Annotated in this window: 14 protein-coding genes; 2 read left to right on the top strand and 12 right to left on the bottom strand. The window is 67.0% G+C overall.

The annotated features are described in order from the left end of the window. Positions 1-399: SDR family NAD(P)-dependent oxidoreductase (locus ELR45_RS00080; protein WP_129663368.1), on the bottom strand; the 399-nt coding region annotated here is incomplete at its 3' end. 156 nt (positions 400-555) lie between these two features. Between ELR45_RS00080 and ELR45_RS00085 the strand changes: the two genes are divergently transcribed. Beyond that, positions 556-1428 carry a helix-turn-helix transcriptional regulator gene (locus ELR45_RS00085; protein WP_129662467.1) on the top strand — a complete coding sequence of 291 codons (873 nt, stop codon included), beginning with the start codon at positions 556-558 and terminating at the stop codon, positions 1426-1428. A 24-nt stretch (positions 1429-1452) separates the two neighbouring features. Here the strand turns inward: ELR45_RS00085 and ELR45_RS00090 are convergent, their stop codons facing one another. The 8 genes from ELR45_RS00090 to ELR45_RS00125 form a co-directional block, all read right to left on the bottom strand. Beyond that, complete coding sequence (locus ELR45_RS00090) at positions 1453-3357, bottom strand: ABC transporter ATP-binding protein (protein WP_129662468.1); 1905 nt, start codon at positions 3355-3357, stop codon at positions 1453-1455. Positions 3358-3603: 246 nt separating this feature from the next. Then, a complete protein-coding gene (locus ELR45_RS00095) occupies positions 3604-4296 on the bottom strand; it encodes a prepilin peptidase (RefSeq protein ID WP_129662469.1) in 693 nt (230 codons plus the stop codon). After that, the gene (locus ELR45_RS00100; RefSeq protein WP_129662470.1) at positions 4293-5135 is read right to left on the bottom strand and encodes a shikimate dehydrogenase; all 843 of its coding nucleotides are present in this window, start codon (positions 5133-5135) and stop codon (positions 4293-4295) included. The genes ELR45_RS00095 and ELR45_RS00100 overlap by 4 nt, the downstream gene beginning before the upstream one ends. Then, the gene (mltG, locus tag ELR45_RS00105; RefSeq protein WP_129662471.1) at positions 5125-6288 is read right to left on the bottom strand and encodes an endolytic transglycosylase MltG; all 1164 of its coding nucleotides are present in this window, start codon (positions 6286-6288) and stop codon (positions 5125-5127) included. Before mltG ends, ELR45_RS00100 begins: the two co-directional genes overlap by 11 nt. Beyond that, positions 6288-6743, bottom strand: a complete 456-nt coding sequence (ruvX, locus tag ELR45_RS00110; RefSeq protein WP_129662472.1) for a Holliday junction resolvase RuvX — start codon at positions 6741-6743, stop codon at positions 6288-6290. Before ruvX ends, mltG begins: the two co-directional genes overlap by 1 nt. Positions 6744-6761: 18 nt before the next feature. After that, positions 6762-9461, bottom strand: a complete 2700-nt coding sequence (alaS, locus tag ELR45_RS00115) for an alanine--tRNA ligase (protein WP_129662473.1) — start codon at positions 9459-9461, stop codon at positions 6762-6764. A 2-nt stretch (positions 9462-9463) separates the two neighbouring features. Then, positions 9464-9769: a DUF6167 family protein gene (locus ELR45_RS00120; RefSeq protein WP_129662474.1), complete on the bottom strand. Its 306-nt coding sequence runs from the start codon at positions 9767-9769 to the stop codon at positions 9464-9466. After that, a complete protein-coding gene (locus ELR45_RS00125) occupies positions 9766-10137 on the bottom strand; it encodes a DUF948 domain-containing protein (RefSeq protein ID WP_129662475.1) in 372 nt (123 codons plus the stop codon). Before ELR45_RS00125 ends, ELR45_RS00120 begins: the two co-directional genes overlap by 4 nt. Before the next feature lie 224 nt (positions 10138-10361). Between ELR45_RS00125 and manD the strand changes: the two genes are divergently transcribed. Next, positions 10362-11588: a D-mannonate dehydratase ManD gene (gene manD, locus ELR45_RS00130; protein ID WP_129662477.1), complete on the top strand. Its 1227-nt coding sequence runs from the start codon at positions 10362-10364 to the stop codon at positions 11586-11588. 406 nt (positions 11589-11994) lie between these two features. Here manD and ELR45_RS00135 read toward each other — a convergent pair whose 3' ends face one another. From ELR45_RS00135 to ELR45_RS00145, 3 genes are all read right to left on the bottom strand, one after another. Next, complete coding sequence (locus ELR45_RS00135; protein WP_129662479.1) at positions 11995-13356, bottom strand: replication-associated recombination protein A; 1362 nt, start codon at positions 13354-13356, stop codon at positions 11995-11997. A gap of 399 nt (positions 13357-13755) precedes the next feature. Next, positions 13756-14394: a 23S rRNA (adenine(2058)-N(6))-methyltransferase Erm(C) gene (locus tag ELR45_RS00140; RefSeq protein ID WP_129662481.1), complete on the bottom strand. Its 639-nt coding sequence runs from the start codon at positions 14392-14394 to the stop codon at positions 13756-13758. Between the two features lie 214 nt (positions 14395-14608). Then, positions 14609-16225: an ABC-F family ATP-binding cassette domain-containing protein gene (locus ELR45_RS00145; protein ID WP_129662483.1), complete on the bottom strand. Its 1617-nt coding sequence runs from the start codon at positions 16223-16225 to the stop codon at positions 14609-14611. Between the last annotated feature and the right edge of the window lie 303 nt (positions 16226-16528).

Consider the following 16528-nt stretch of genomic DNA (forward strand, 5'->3'; position numbering starts at 1 on the left):
GATCGGCGCCACCGCACGGCTGAGCCGCAGCGCTCCCTCGGTGTTCAGCCTGAGCACCTTCAACCAGCCGGCGTCCGGCACGGTCTCGAACGGACGATCCGGCTCCGGTGCGTCGTCGCCCCAATGCACCGCGTTGTTGACCAGCACGTCCACGCGTCCGGTCCACTCCCGCGCCGACTCGACGAGCGACGTGGCGGCATCCTCGTCGTCCATCTGGTACTGGACGACGAGCGCACGTTCGCCGATCTCCTTGGCGACCTGCTCGGCCTCGTGGCGTGCGCGGTGATACGTGACGACGACGTTCGCTCCCTCTGCCCCGAACCCTCGTGCGATGTGGCGGCCGATCCCTCCGGATGCCCCCGTCACGATGACGGTGCGTCCGCTGAGTCCTAGATCCATCTCTGCTCCTTGTGCTGGGTGTGTTCATTCCAGCCGCGTGCGTGCCGCGGCGTCGGGTCCCAACACTGCCCGCGGGACGGCGAATGAGGGAGTCCGTGTTGAGGCTGGCCCCGGCAGGGCCAGCCTCAACACGGACTCCGCGGGTAGTCTGAGGTCGTGGCTGATGACAACGAGCTTGCGACCGACAACGAGCTCGGGGCATTTCTGCGCGCCCGCCGCGAGTCCATCACTCCGGCCGACGCCGGGATCCCGGCAGGACGCAGGCGTCGGACGCCAGGACTGCGGCGTTCAGAGCTTGCGATGCTGGCAGGGATCAGCGTGGAATACCTCACGCGGCTCGAGCAGGGCCGCGACCGCAATCCGTCTCCCCAGGTGATCGGCGCGCTGGCGGACGCGCTGCAGCTCACTCGCGGTGAGCGGCTCCTGCTCCGCCTGGCTATCAAGGCGATGGGCGGGAACGCGCTGTGCCCGGCCGGGGATCCACCAGACTCGGTCCGTCCCACCGTGCAGGCGCTACTCGACCGGCTGGAACCTACGCCGGGGGTCCTGCTCAACTGGCTCGGCGACATCATCGCCTACACGGCCGGTTATGAACGGCTGGCCAAGCCGCTCGGACTGTTGGATGGCGAGTCGCCTAACCTGCTCCGGTACATCTTCACCGATGACCGCGCCGAGGACGCCTTCCCTCGCTGGACCCAGTTCGCCGACCAGCACGTGGCCGCCTTGAAGGCCAACACCACCATCGGTGATCCGTACGCCACCGAGTTCGCCACCATTCTGGCCGCCGAGGCCGGTGCGCGGTTCACCGACCGGTTCGCGGCGGTCACCGCGGTGCCCGAGCCCTACGGCACGGTCGATATCTCCCACGCCGTCGCGGGAGAGCTCTCACTCGTCTACGAGACGCTCGACCTGGCCGACTCCAGCGGCCTGCAACTCTTGGTGTACCTCCCGGCGGACGAGGCGACGTCGGCGGCGCTCGACCACCTGAACGGCAGGCACCCCGGAGCCCTACGCGCGGTCAGCGGTTGAGGCCCGGGGCGCCGATCAGGTGGATCAGGCCGGCAGTATCTCGGCCGGTATATCGGTGGGTGTCTCGTCCTGCTGCTCGAACTGGGTGCGGTAGAGCTCCTCGTACCGTCCACCCACCTCCAGCAGCTCCCGGTGCGTCCCGCGTTCGATGACCCGGCCCTCGTCGATGACGAGAATCTGGTCCGCCGCTCTGATCGTGGACAGCCGGTGTGCGATGACGACGGCGGTCCTGCCGATCAGCGCCTCGGTGAGCGCTGCCTGCACGGCCGCCTCGGAGGTCGAGTCGAGGTGCGCGGTGGCCTCGTCCAGGATCACCACGCGTGGCTGCGCCAGCAGGATCCGTGCGATGGTCAGCCGCTGACGCTCACCGCCGGAAAGACGGTAGCCGCGCTCCCCCACAATCGTGTCGAGCCCAGCGGGCAACGACGCGATGAGGTCATCGATCCGGGCTCGGCGCAGCGCCTCCCAGATCTCCTCCTCGGTAGCCGCCGGGCGCGCCAGCAGAAGGTTGGCCCGGACGCTGTCGTGGAACAGGTGGCCGTCCTGAGTCACCATGCCGACCGTCTGGCGCAGCGAGTCCGCCTTCAGATCGCGGACGTCCACGTCGGCCACCCGGACCGAACCGCTGTCGACGTCGTACAACCGCGGTATCAGCTGGGCGATGGTGGACTTTCCAGCCCCTGATGAACCGACCAACGCCACGATCTGTCCGGGCTCGGCCCGGAACGACACCCCGTGCAGGATCTCCTGCCCGCCCCGGACGTCGAGCTGGGCGACCTCCTCGAGCGATGCCAGAGAGACCTTGTCCGCGGTCGGGTAGGCGAAGCGAACGTCGTCGAACTCGACCGATGCGGGGGTGTCGGGCACGGGACGAGCCTGCGGCGACTCGGCGATCAGCGGCTTGAGGTCCAGAACCTCAAACACCCGGGAGAAGCTCACCAGGGCGCTCATAACCTCGACCCGGGCGCTGGCCAAGGCCGTCAAGGGCGCATAGAGACGGGTCAGCAGCAGCGCGAGCGAGACCACGGCGCCGGCGTCCAACTGGTCGCGGAGCGCATAGAAGCCGCCCAGCCCGTAGACGAGGGCCAACGCCAGCGCACCCACGAAGGTGAGCGCCGTGATGAAGATCCACTGGACCATCGCGGTCTTCACCCCGATGTCGCGCACCCGCCGAGCCCGGTCGGCGAACTCGGAAAGCTCCACGTCCGGGCGGGCGAACAGCTTGACCAGAGTGGCGCCTGGAGCCGAGAACCGCTCGGTCATCTGCGTGCTCATGGTCGCGTTGTGGTTGGCGGCCTCGCGCTCCAGCTTGGCCAACCTGGTGCCCATGCGCTGGGCGGGCACGACGAACACCGGTAGAAGGAGAAGCGTCAGGACAGTGATCTGCCAGGACAGGCTCAGCATGACGATGAGCGCGAGCACAAGCATGACGATGTTGCTGACGACCCGGGACAGGACGTCGCTGAACGCGCGCTGTGCCCCGATGACGTCGTTGTTCAACCGGCTGACCAGTGCGCCGGTGCGGGTCCGGGTGAAGAACGCGATCGGCATCTTCTGCACATGGTCGAAGACCGAGGTGCGAAGGTCGAGGATGAGACCTTCACCGATCCGGGAGGACAGCCATCGCTCGGCGATGCCGAACCCGGCCTCGGCGATCGCGATCGCGGCGATGATCAGCGCCAGGACCACCACCACGTTGGTCGACCCGGCGCCGGTGATCTCGTCGATCACACGCCCGGCCAGCAGCGGCGTGGCCACCGCCAGGCCCGCGCTGATCGCGCTCAGCACCAGGAACCATCCCAGCTGGCGCCGGTGTGGCTGGGCGAACGTGGCGATACGTTTCAACGTCGCCTTACGGAATGGTCGCCGGTCTTCCTGGGCGTGCATTGCGTGGTACAGCGACTCCCACGCGGTCACTTCCATGCTCATATCAAGCCTCACTTTCCTGATGCTTCAACCACGTCGGTGCGGTACTTCTTCCAGCAATGGCACGCCTTTGCGGGGCGCGTACGCCTTGAGTAAGGACACTAGAACCTGAACCATTCTTTAGGTCAAGTCCGACGACGGGCATGTGGTGATCGCCGCTTACCGTCATAGACCGGCGGCAGGTGCCGAAGTCATCGCCCGCTCGACAAGTGGTGCCGCACCACCGCGGGTGCGCGATGCGGCGGGCGGCTACAGGCCGAGGTAGGCGTCGGTGATCGACTGGCCCCATACAGCTGCGATGAGGGCGGCCAGGAGCATCGCCGGACCGAATGGAATGGCGGTCCGGCGGCCGGCGCGTCCTGCGACGAGCAGTGCGAGCCCGGCGACGGCGCCGATGACGAACGCGCCGAAGATGCCGAAGACCACCACCGGCCAGCTGATCCAGCCGAGCACCAGCCCGATCACGGCAGCCAGCTTGACGTCACCGAGCCCCAGGTCGGAAGGGCGCAGGACAGCGAGCAACAGAAAGACGACGAGGCTCACCGCTGCAGCGGCCCACGCCCGGCCGTAGGCGCTCCAGTCGCCTCCGGCCGCCGCAGCCACGCCGAGCGCCACCGCGGCGCCGGCGAACGCGGGGATGGTCAACCAGTCCGGAAGCCGATGTTCCCGGATATCGATGTAGACCATCGCCGCTCCGAGTGCGGCCACGAGGAGAAAGGCGCCGAGCGCGCCTCCCAGGTCGGCGCGTGCCACCGCGAGCAAAGACCACGCCCCGGCGGTTCCCGCGGCAAGTACCACGGGAAGTCCCGTCATGGCGGCGAGCTCCCGATACGACGCCGGTCGCGGTTCGCCCTCGGCCGGCTCACGATCGGGGATCTGCGCGATCACCCGTGGTAACGCCGCGCCGACCGCCAGGCCGAGCAGGGCCAGAAGCGCGATCACCGTGCTGTGCGGGCTGCCAGCGCCTGCTCCGCTGCATCGCGGAGCACGGCGACAGGGACGCTCTGCCCGGTCATCAACTCGATCTGACCGAGCGCTTGATGTACCAGCAGATCCAGACCGCTGACGACCGGCCCGCCGGCCTTCGCCCAATGTGCCGCCAGCACGGTGGGCCAGGGATCGTAGATCACATCGAACAGACAGCGGTCGGCGGCGCGGACCGCCAGGGCCTCAGCGAGCGGATCGAGCGCACCGGCCGGAGCTGTGTTCACCGTCAGATCCGCGGCCCCACAGCCTGGCATGATCTCCCATCGCGCGTGCTCGGCCCGCAGACCGAAGGAGTCCCCCACCGAGCGCGCCGGCCGCGATCGTTCAGCCGAACGCGCATGCACGTGCACCTCAGCGGCGCGCATCTGGGCGACCGCGGCCAGCACGCTCGCGGCCGTCGCTCCCCCGCCCCAGACACACACCGTCGACGGCGATGTCACGCCGCGTTCCTGGAGCGCACCCACGAGCCCGGGGACGTCGGTGTTCTCCGCCGACAGCCTCCCGTCGTCCGCCCTGATCAGGGTATTCGCCGCGCCTACGGTCCGGGCCAGCTCCGTGACCTCATCGGCGACATCGAAGACGACCCGTTTCAGTGGCATGGTCAGGGACAGGCCGCGCCAGCTTCCGTCGAGACCGGCGACGAAGCCTGCCAGGCCGTCTTCGTCCACCTCATGGGACGTGTACTGCCAATCGAGTTCTAGCTCGCGGTACGCGGCCCGGTGGATCACCGGGGACAGCGAGTGCGCGATCGGCGATCCCAGAACCGCACACCTGCGCGCCGGGTCAGCAGGCATCGCTCTCCCGGCAGTACGTCTGCAGCTCTTCGACGTTCGCTTGGTGTTCCTCCTGCGTGGCCGCGAAGTTCGTCTCTCCCGTCTCCAGGTTCACCGTGACGAAATAGCAGTTGCCCTCGTCCGAGGGGTTGATCGCCGCCTCGAGCGCGGCCGCGCCAGGGGAGGCGATCGGCCCCGGCGGGAGGCCGGATACCTGGTACGTGTTGTACGGGGAGTCGATCTGACGCATCTCGTCGGACGTGAACACACTGGTGTAGTCGTCGGCCGCGAAATGCACCGTGGAGTCCATCTGCAGCCGTCGTTCCTGGACGCCGTTGGCTGCGCATTCGCCAGAGATGCGGTTGTAGATCACATCGGCCACCCGGGCCATGTCCTCCTCGGCCCGGACCTCGCGCTGGATGATGCTGGCGACGGTCACGATCTCCCGAACCGTCATGTCCATCTCTTCGGTGGCGGCCGTGAGACCGGCTTCGCCCTCGGCCTGCTCGAACCGGCCGACCATGTCCTGCAGCAGCGATTGCGCGCTGATGTCCTGTCCCAGGTCATACGTGGCCGGGAAGAGGAAACCCTCGGGTTCGTCGTTGGCGTAGGCAGGAAGTTCGATCTCCTCGAGAGCCTCCTCGAACTCCTCTACCTCGAACTCGGTCTCGTCGGCGAGACGATCGAGCGTCTGCCGGATCCGGTACCCCTCGGGCACGGTCACTCGTTCGACTGAGGCACCACCGCCGACCAGCGCTGTCACCGCATCCTCGGCACTCATCCGCTCGGCCAGTGTGTACGTTCCCGGCTGGATGACCCCGCCGTCGGCCTCCGCGGCCTGAACGAAGGCCTCTCGACTCGCGACGACGTCCGCCTCTACCAGGACATCGCCCATTCCGCGGAGGGTGGAGTTCTCTTCGATGGTGACCGACACTTCACCCTGCCCGGGCCCTTCGTAGTCTTCTGGATCGCCGAACATGTCGGAGAGCGATCCCATGACAGCGCTTCCGCCGTAGTAGAGCCCGGCCATCAGGCCGCCGATCACGCCAAGGGAGAGGATGACCGCGATGAACGAGCCGAACCGCCGCCTCTTGCGCCGTTTGCGCCGATGCCCGCCCCGGCGCGGGCGTGGAGTCGTCTCAGCCTCGAAGGCCGGAATACCCGCGTGGCTCATCAGCTCCGTGTCACAACCTCTCCAGGGGGCACTCCGCTTGCGCGCTCCGCGTCGAGCGCATCTTGCAAGATCATCATTGCAGCCGCCTGGTCGACCGACTTGCGCCCCTTGCGAGCGGACACCCCGCTCGCCCGCATCGCTCGCATTGCCCCTGACGTTGTCAACCGTTCGTCAACCAGACGGACAGGACATGGTTCCACATATTGGGTCAATTTGGCAGCAAACGCCCGGACTTCCTTGGCCGCGGGCCCTTCCTGACCGCTCAGGCTCCGCGGGAAGCCCATCACGACCTCGATCACCTCCCGCTCTTTCACGAGCTCGGCCAACCGTTCGACGTCACCGTCTCCGCGCTGGACATTCTCGACCGGGGTCGCGAGCATCCCGGCCGGGTCAGACACGGCGATGCCGATACGGACTCGGCCGACGTCCACGCCTAGCCTGATACCAAGACGCATACTTGGCAACCCTGGTCGTCAGGAGCCGCGCGTGATGGTCTCGCCGACGAGATGCTCGACGCGGCCCAACGCCTCGGTGACCTTGGACGGATCGGAGCCGCCGCCCTGCGCGACGTCGTCCTTGCCGCCGCCGCCTCCACCGAGTGTCTGAGCGGCCGTCTTCACCAGCTCGCCTGCTTTCAGACCCCGGTTCCTGGCTTCCTGGTTGGTCGCGATGACGACGGTCGGACGACCGTTGTCCCCCACCGCGGTCACCGCCACCGTGGCCGGCTGCTGTTCGCCCAGCTTGCCCCGGACGTCGAGCACCAGGTTGCGCAGGTCCTCCGTGGAGCTTCCGGCCGGCGCCTCGTACGCCACGAAGCGGACCCCGAGGACATCCTTGGCCGACCCAGTGAGCTCGGCCGCCTTCGTGCCGAGGGCCGCCCGCTGCAGCTGCGCCAGCTTCTTCTCCGCTTCACGGACCTGCGCGACCAGTCGCGAGATCCGTTCCGGAAGCTGCTCCGGCTGCACGTTCAGCGTGTCGGCCAGCTGGCTCACCAAAGTGCGTTCCTTGGCCAGATAGCGGAATCCCTCGATGCCGACGAACGCCTCAACCCGCCTGGACCCGGCCCCGACGGAACTCTCCCCGGTGAGCGTGACCAGTCCGATCTGAGACGAACGGGCCACGTGCGTGCCACCGCAGAGTTCGCGTGACCACTCGCCGCCCATCTCGACGACCCGGACATCCTCGTCGTAGGTCTCGCCGAACAGTGCCAGCGCTCCGATCTCCTTCGCCCTCTCCAGCGGCATGTACGTTGCCGAGACCGGCAGGTTCCGGCGGATACCGAGGTTAGCTGCCTCCTCCACCTCGCTGCGGGTCTCCGGTCCCAGGGCCTGCCCCCAGGCGAAATCCAGCCGCAGGTAGCCGGGCTTGTTGTACGAGCCGCTCTGCAGCGCCTGCGGGCCGAGGACCTCACGCAGCGCGGCGTGGACCACGTGCGTGCCCGAGTGCGCCTGGCAGGCGCCGATGCGCCATTCCGGATCCACCTGGGCCAGCACGTCTTGACCGCTGACCAGCTCGCCACTGCGCACCCGTACCCGGTGCACGATCAGGCCCTTGATCGGGCGCTGGACGTCGAGGACCTCGAGTTCGGACCCGTCGGCGGTGATGATCCCCGCGTCGCTGTCCTGACCACCGGATTCGGCATAGAACGGAGTACGGTCCAGCACCAGCTCGACGGTGTCGCCCTCCTGCGCGACCAGGACCGCCACACCGTCCCGCACGAGGCCACGCACGCGTGTGTCGGTGCTGAGCTCCTCGTAGCCGGTGAACGGCGTCACGCCGGCGTCACGCAGCTCGCGGTAGGCACTCATGTCGGCGTGGCCGACCTTCTTCGACTTCGCATCGGCCTTCGCGCGCTCGCGCTGCTCGGTCATGAGCCGCCGGAACTCGTCGGCGTCGACGGAGAGCCCTTTTTCGGCGGCCATCTCCAGGGTGATGTCGATCGGAAAGCCGTAGGTGTCGTGCAGCTTGAACGCGGTGTCGCCGGCAAGCGTCGGCCGTCCGGCCTGCTTGGTCTCGTCCGCGGCGAGGTCGAAGATCTGGGTGCCGGTCCGCAACGTCTTGCGGAACGCGTCCTCCTCGGCGTAAGCGACACTCGAGATCCGGGTGAAGTCAGTCTCCAGCTCCGGATACGCGGACTTCATCGCGTCCCGGCTCACCGGGAGCAGCTCCGGCAGCGTACGGTCGTCGACGCCGAGCAGTCGCATCGCCCGTACGCTGCGGCGCAGCAGGCGTCGCAGGACGTAGCCACGGCCCTCGTTCGACGGCGTGACACCGTCGCCGATGAGCATCAGCGAGCTGCGGATATGGTCACCGACGACGCGCATCCGGACGTCGTCCTCATGATTCGCGCCATAACGCTTGCCGGACAGCTCCGAGGCTTGCTTGATGACCGGGAACACCTGGTCGATCTCGTACATGTTGTCGACGCCCTGCAGCAGGTAGGAGACCCGCTCCATGCCCATGCCGGTGTCGATGTTCTTGGCCGGCAGGTCGCCGAGGATCTCGAAGTCGTTCTTGCCCGGCCCGGTGCTGACACCGCGCTCGTACTGCATGAAGACGAGATTCCAGATCTCCAGGAACCGGTCGCCGCCCTTGTCCACGGCCGGACCGCCGTCGGGACCGTACTCAGGGCCACGGTCGTAGAAGATCTCCGAGGACGGGCCGGCTGGGCCGGGCTGCCCCGTGGACCAGTAGTTCTCTTCGTCGTGCAGACCCATGCGCTGGATCCGCTCCTCGGGCACGCCCGCGACCTTCTTCCAGACCTCGAAGGCCTCGTCGTCGGTGTGGAAGACCGAGATCCACAACCGGTCCGGGTCGAACCCGTATCCGCCGTCGTCCTGGCTGCCGGTCACAAGCTCCCAGGCGAGCTCCACGGCGCCTTCTTTGAAGTAGTCGCCGAACGAGAAGTTCCCGTTCATCTGGAAGAACGTGCCGTGCCTGGTCGTCTTGCCGACTTCCTCGATGTCCGAGGTCCGGATGCATTTCTGCACGCTGGTGGCCCGTGGATACGGTGCCGCCTGCTGGCCGGTGAGGTACGGGATGAACGGCACCATGCCGGCGATGGTGAACAGCACCGAGGGATCGGGGGAAATCAGCGACGCGCTCGGAACGACCGTGTGTCCGTTCCGTTCGAAATGGTCCAGGAAGCGTCGCCGAATCTCGGCGGTTTCCATGATCAGAAGGTGCCTCTCCGCTGGTTGTGATGTAGGAGGTCCTCAACGGCGGTCAGATTCGGCTCACCGTCGGCCTCAGTTCCATTGTCCGTGATTCCAAGCGCTTCGCGAAGTTCGCCGTCCCGTTCCGCCATCCCGGCCTTCACCTCGGCGGTGAACTCCCGGATCGAATGCGACACAGAGTTCATCGCGCCGGACAGCCGATCCGCGGCGCCCTCGGGGGTGAGGCTGTCCGCCGCCTTGGTCAGCTTCCGGACGACGAGGACACCGGCTGTCGCACCGAGTGCGATCCAGAACAGCCGCCTCACCGCCGGTCTCCCTTACGCCGCGTCATGGCACGACGCACGCCGTAGGTGAACGCCGCAACCCGGACCATGGGCCCACCTAGAGTCGCCGCGAACAGCGAGGACATGGCAGCCGCGTTGGTGGTGACGGTCTGAGCGTTCGCCGTGATGGCGTCGACGCGCTGCAGTTGAGCGTTCGTCGATGCGAGCAGCTCATTGGTCTCGTCCACAGTTGTCGCGGTCTTCGAGACGTGCTCAAGACGGATGTCACGAACCGTCTGGGTCAACTCGTCGACGGTCTTGCCGACCTTCAAGATCGGCAGCGCGCAGATGGCGACGAGCGCGACGAAAGCCACGGCCGCGATCAGCCCGGCAACCTCGCCTACGGACATGGATATGCCGCCCTTCCATGCGGATAGTTCTTCTGATCTGTCGAAGTCTCAGCCTGACCCTACCGCGATGACGGTCGTGTCGCGGCCCGACTTCTATCATGCTCCTGTCGTGGCAAGACTCGGCAACCGGTTGCCGAACCTGGTCCCGTCGTGCGTCGATACTCTGTGGATTGCGACGGCACCCACGGCCGGAGTCCCACACACCCTACACAGCTCGGAGAGTCATGAAGATCAGCCACGCAGACGTGTTCGTCACCAGCCCAGGCCGCAACTTCGTCACGCTGAAGATTACGACTGACGACGGCGTGGTGGGATACGGCGACGCCACCCTCAACGGGCGCGAACTGGCCGTAGCGTCGTACCTGCGTGACCACGTCACGTCATTGCTCATCGGACGTGACCCGCACCGGATCGAGGACACGTGGCAGTACCTCTACCGCGGTGCGTACTGGCGGCGCGGTCCGGTGACGATGGCCGCGATCGCCGCCGTCGACGTCGCACTGTGGGACATCAAGGCGAAGGTGGCGGGACTGCCGCTGTACCAGCTGCTGGGCGGCGCCAGCCGCACCGGTGCGCTGGCCTATGGCCACGCCAGCGGGTTCGACCTGGAGGCGCTCTTCGACTCGATCCGTGAGCACCTGGAACTGGGCTACCGGGCGATCCGGATCCAGACGGGCGTCCCGGGCCTGGACTCGGTCTACGGGGTGGCGGCGAGTACGAAGATCGGCGAACGTTACGACTACGAGCCCGCCCAGCGCTCGGCCGCGCCCAGTGAGGAGCAGTGGGACACCCGGGCCTACCTGCGTCACGTGCCCACCGTGTTCGAAGCTGTACGGAACGAGTTCGGTCCCGAGCTGCCGCTCCTGCACGACGGCCACCACCGGATGACCCCCATCCAGGCCGCGAAGCTCGGTAAGGCGCTGGAGCCGTACGACCTGTTCTGGCTGGAGGACTGCACGCCGGCAGAGAACCAGGAGGCGTTGCGCCTGGTCCGGCAGCACACCACCACTCCCCTGGCGATCGGCGAGATCTTCAACACCGCCTTCGACTACCAGACGTTGATCACCGAGCAGCTGATCGACTACGTCCGCTCGGCCGTCACGCACACCGGCGGGATCACCGCGATGAAGAAGCTGTTCGACTTCGCGGCGCTGTACCAGATCAAGTCGGGCATCCACGGACCGACGGACATCTCCCCGGTCGGTCAGGCCGCGGCTCTTCACCTGGACCTGGCCATCCACAACTTCGGCATCCAGGAGTACATGCGGCACTCGCCGGAGACGCTCGAGGTCTTCAAGACCAGTTATTCGTTCACCGACGGGCTACTCCATCCGGGCGAGACGCCAGGCCTCGGCGTGGAGTACGACGAGCAGCTTGCCGAGAAGTTCCCGTACGACCCGGCCTACCTACCGGTCAACCGACTCCTGGACGGCACCGTTCACGACTGGTAGGAGCCGGTTGCAGTAATGGGGCAAGCCGCTCTCGCTCGTCCCCAGGTACCTCCGTGGGAAGATCCGCATCGAGTGGTCCGCATGCGCCGGCTGGCTCGTCCCACGAGGCAGTGCTGTCCGCTCAGCGTGATAAGACACGAGTCCACCCAGGGAGGCTTCCGATGCAAGACACAGCAATATGGCCCTTTCTCGGCATCACCCTCAGTCTCGTGGCGCTATCGATCAACATGACACGACATTTCTTCAAAGCCCAGGTAGAGAGGATCATTGATTCTCAAAAGAGCCGGTTTCAGGCCCTCGAACATCGGCTCAGCGTCATGGAGAGCAGGTTGGCCAGTCTCGAGAGTCGTGTTGACGACCAAGATCGACTACCTTGATCGAGACGTCAAGACGCGGTTCGAGCGGTTCACTCGCCCCGAATGATCGTGCGGAGGCGGGTGTAACGCTCGGCGTAGTCGCGCTCCGCGCCACGCGTTCCCGGCTCGTAGTACTGCTTGTCGGCGACGGAATCGGGTGCGTACTGCTGCTCGACGACGCCGCGTGGATCGTCGTGCGCATACGAGTACGACGTCCCGTGGCCGATCTTCTTCGAGCCGGAGTAGTGCGCATCGCGCAGGTGCGGGGGCACGGCACCGGCCAGGCCCGCACGGACGTCGCTCGACGCCGCCCCGATCGCTTTCACGACGCTGTTCGACTTCGGGGCGAGCGCGAGCGCGATGACCGCATGAGCCAGTGTGATCTGCGCCTCCGGCCAGCCGATCAGCTGCACGGCCTGAGCTGCCGCGACAGCCGTCTGCAGCGCCGACGGATCCGCCAGGCCGATGTCCTCACTGGCCAGGATCACCAGCCGCCGGGCCAGGAAGCGCGGGTCCTCCCCCGCCTCGGCCATCCGGGCCAGGTAGTGCAGGCCGGCATCGGCATCGCTCCCGCGGATCGACTTGATCAGAGCGCTCGCGACGTCATAGTGCTGATCGCCGTCCCGGTCGTAGCGGACGGCGGCCCGGTCGACCGCCTGCTCGGCTACCTGGAGCGTGATGGTCGCATCGTCCGATCCCGTGGCGGCACCGGCGGCGGCCTCCAGATAGGTCAAGGCACGACGGGCGTCTCCACCGGAGAGACGGACGAGATGCTCCCGAGCATCGTCGTCGATCTTGACCGTCCCACCAAGTCCGCGCTCGTCGGTCAACGCCCGGTCGAAAACCTCCTCGATACCTTCCTGGCCCAACGGCTCCAGCGTCAGCAGCAGCGACCGCGACAGCAACGGGCTGATCAGCGCGAAGAAGGGATTCTCCGTGGTGGCCGCGACCAGCGACACCCAGCGGTTCTCCACGCCGGGTAGCAGGGCGTCCTGCTGTGTCTTGGAGAACCGGTGCACCTCGTCGACAAAGAGCACCGTGCCCGTGCCGGTACGCACCAGTTCACGGCGGGCGCGCTCCATGACCTCACGAACGTCCTTGACCCCCGCCGTCACCGCGGACAGCTCGACGAAGGTGCGCTGGGTAGCGCGGCTGACCACGTACGCCAGCGTGGTCTTGCCGGTACCCGGAGGCCCCCACAGCACGAGGGCCATGGGGTGGTCCTCCTCGACCAGCCGGCGCAGCGGGGTTCCGGGACCGAGTAAGTGGTCCTGACCGACCACCTCGTCCAAGGCACGCGGACGCATCCGTACCGCAAGGGGTTGACCCGCATAGGACTCGTCCGCTCCCGCCAGCGATCCGCCAGTGGTCGTGGCAGCCGGCGCCGCTCCAAAGAGTCCTTCTTGTTCCATACCGCGAGCCTATGATGCGCCGGGTCCATGCGCAGACTCGGCGCCTGCACTCTGGTCGCCGACAGGTGGCGGTCGCTAACCCCTGATTGCGGCCACGGCTTCCACATGAATGGCGGGACCAAAGGCCAAAATGGCCAATTCGGCACATTTTGGCCGCTAATCCCATATTGCGGACGCTTCTATCGATTCGACAGGCGCAGACACAGAAAGCGGCGGCGTGGGCATCTCCATTATAAGAGCCACGCCGCCGCCATTTGGGGGGCCTTGCTTCGTTATTCACCATGACACGGCAGCAAGTGCGCTGTCAAGACCTCTCATAAATGATCTTGTCTTAGCCAAATACCACCAGCAAGGTGACCGTCAAGCGTCCCTGCCGGGCCAGGGCGCTCAAGGTCGTCATCAGCGCCGTCGCCGATACGCCGCACGCAACTCACGACTCCTCGCGTCCAAGGTCCGCCCATCTACGCTGCTGCGCCGGCGTATCGCGAGGTGCGCCGAGTCCACCGACGGCTCAGGGCTGAAGCTGCGCCGTGGAATCCGCCTGACGATGCTGATCTGGTATCTCAGCTGCCACCACGCGATCTCGTAGTCCCGGGGCTGGTCAGCGGTCACCCGTTTGGCGAATCCCCACTCGACGACCAGATCGGCCGCCTCCAGCGACGTCTCTGCCGGCGTCAGGAGCCGGCGCAACAGGCTGGTGGAGATGGCGTACGGGATGTTCGCCACCACCGCGTACTGGCGTCGCGGCAGAGGTGCCTCACGTGCGTCCACCTGCACGATCCGCACATTGTCGGAGAGCTCGAAACGTCGTTCGAGCCGGCGCACGAAAGAGGGATTGCGTTCGATCGCGATGACCCGGGCGCCGGTATCCGCGATGGCGGAAGTCAAAACCCCCGTTCCGGCGCCGAACTCCAATACGAGGTCTTCGGTCCCCGGTGAGGCGGACCGGATAAGTCGACGCACCACGGCGTGGTCACGAAGGATATGAATTCCGGATCGATTGTCGGAGAAGAATCTACTGTTTGCGCGCGAAGGCATGATTCACCACAGGCATCTCGTATGCGAAGGGGCGGTCCATCGAGTACCGGACCTGCTCACCGCTGTAGTCAGATAGACAAGAGAGACCGGCATACGCCGGCTACCGAGACTGGCTGAGGTGCGAGTGTGGGTAGCGGGCTATGCCGTCGCGCAGCGACGCAGCCGGCAGGAGGCTGTGCCGTTGATCAGTGTGATTGCTGCCATGTCGCTTACCTTACCGTAGGTCGATCCGGTCCCCGTCCCACCGGTGGCGTGCCCATCGATCGTGTGTCACCAGGACGACCGGTAGACGGGAACCGGTCACGGCCTCCTCCAGCTCCTCGACCAGGCCGAGCGAAAGGTGGTTCGTCGGTTCGTCGAGAAGCAGCACCTGCGGTCGCACGGTCAGTAGCCGGGCAAGCGCCAGACGGCGTTGCTGGCCCACGGAGAGCCGGCCCACCGGAGTGTGGAGCTCGGAGCCGGCGAGCAGGCCGAGCCTGGCCAACTCGGATTGGTACTCCGAGGCGGGCCCTTCGCGACCGGCGGCGAACACCGCCAGGGCCGACAGGCCCGGATCCGGGAACGTGCCACTCTGCGGCAGCCACCCGATCCGCAGCCCGCGGGCGTGCATCACGCGTCCCTGAGCAGGCTCAAGCGCGCCTGCGAGGACCGCCATCATCGACGACTTGCCGCTGCCGTTCGGACCGGTGACCATCAGCCTGGTGTCGGCCGCGATGTCGAGCGCGGGCAAGGTGACCCGGCCGGGCACCGCCGCGTCCCGGGCCGAGATCAGGATGCCGTCCCCAGGCACGTCGCCCATCGAGGCGCGCAGCGTCAGCGGTCGAGGAGGCTTCGGAACCGGATTCGCCTCCAGCTCTTTCAAGCGGTTCTCCGCATCGCGCACCCGCCGCGCCACCGCCGCGTCGACCTTCTGCCCGAAGAAGTGCGGCTGGAACTTGTCGTTGTCACGCCGTGCCCGGTTGGTGTGGCCGACCTGGCGGGCTCCCGTACGGACCGCCGCCCGGGCCTGGTCGACGTCGTCATTCCACCGCTGGTGCTCGTGCTCCCAACGGAGCCGGGCCGCGGCTTTGCTCCGCAGGTAGTCGCTGTAGGTTCCGGCATATCGTGACGGTCCCAGGGCCGGCTTCCCGTCCGGTGCGGTATGCAGTGCGGGATCAAGGTCGAGGATCGAGGTGCACACGGCGTCGAGGAAGGCACGGTCGTGTGAAGCCGCGATGACCACGCCGTGGTGGTCGCGCAATGTGTCTTCCAAGTACCGCACCGCGTCGTCGTCGAGATGGTTGGTGGGCTCGTCCAGCAGGAGCACGTCCGGCGCACGGACGAGAGCCAGGGCCAGCGCGAGCCGGGCCTGCTGCCCACCGGAGAGTTCCTCGACAGGGCGCTCCAGCGCCACCTCGCCCAGCCCCAGTCCGGCGATGGCGCGTGCCGCGCGTGCGTCGGCGGACCATCCGTCGCGCCGCTCATACTCGGCCATCAGCTCCCCGTACTCGTCGAGGGCTGCGGTGTCGCCGTCGCTCATCCGGCCCTCAAGGGTGCGCATCCGCGCCTCGAGTGCCCGGAACTCCGCCAGTGCGGCGTCCACGGCGTCCTTGACGGTTCCTGGTGGCAGGTCGGGCTCCTGGCTGAGATAGCCGAGGCTGCCGTGGCGGAACACGGCGCCCGTGTCGGGTTCCTCGGCCTCGGCCAGCAGGCGCAGCAAGGTGGACTTGCCGGCGCCGTTCTCCCCCACCAGCCCGAGCCGCTCACCGGCGCCCGCGTCGAGGCTCACGTCGTCGAAGACGACGCGACCGGCGTAGGAGATGGAAAGTGAACGTGCGGAGAGCTGAGACATCTGACGACCTCGAGAGAATGCTCGAGCGACGCCCGCCGGGCCGACGTGGCCTCTGGACGCGGGCCGAAGAAGGAGTCAGATCCGCATAACGGTCTCGAGCATAGCAGGGAGCATCATGACGAACACTGCGCCTGCGAGCGGCGTGTGGCACGTTCAGGGCCGCAGCGGGATGACGTCGAGGTCGGCGGGGACGCAGAAGTGGCCGGAGAAGAGGTGCCCGTCGCGTTCCCACACCTCGCGCGGCGTGTGGCCGGGCGCGAGGTGATGCAGCCCGAGCCGGCGCACGCCTGCCTTCTCCGCGAT

The organism is Phytoactinopolyspora endophytica (assembly GCF_004138495.1).
GTDB lineage: Bacteria > Actinomycetota > Actinomycetes > Jiangellales > Jiangellaceae > Phytoactinopolyspora > Phytoactinopolyspora endophytica.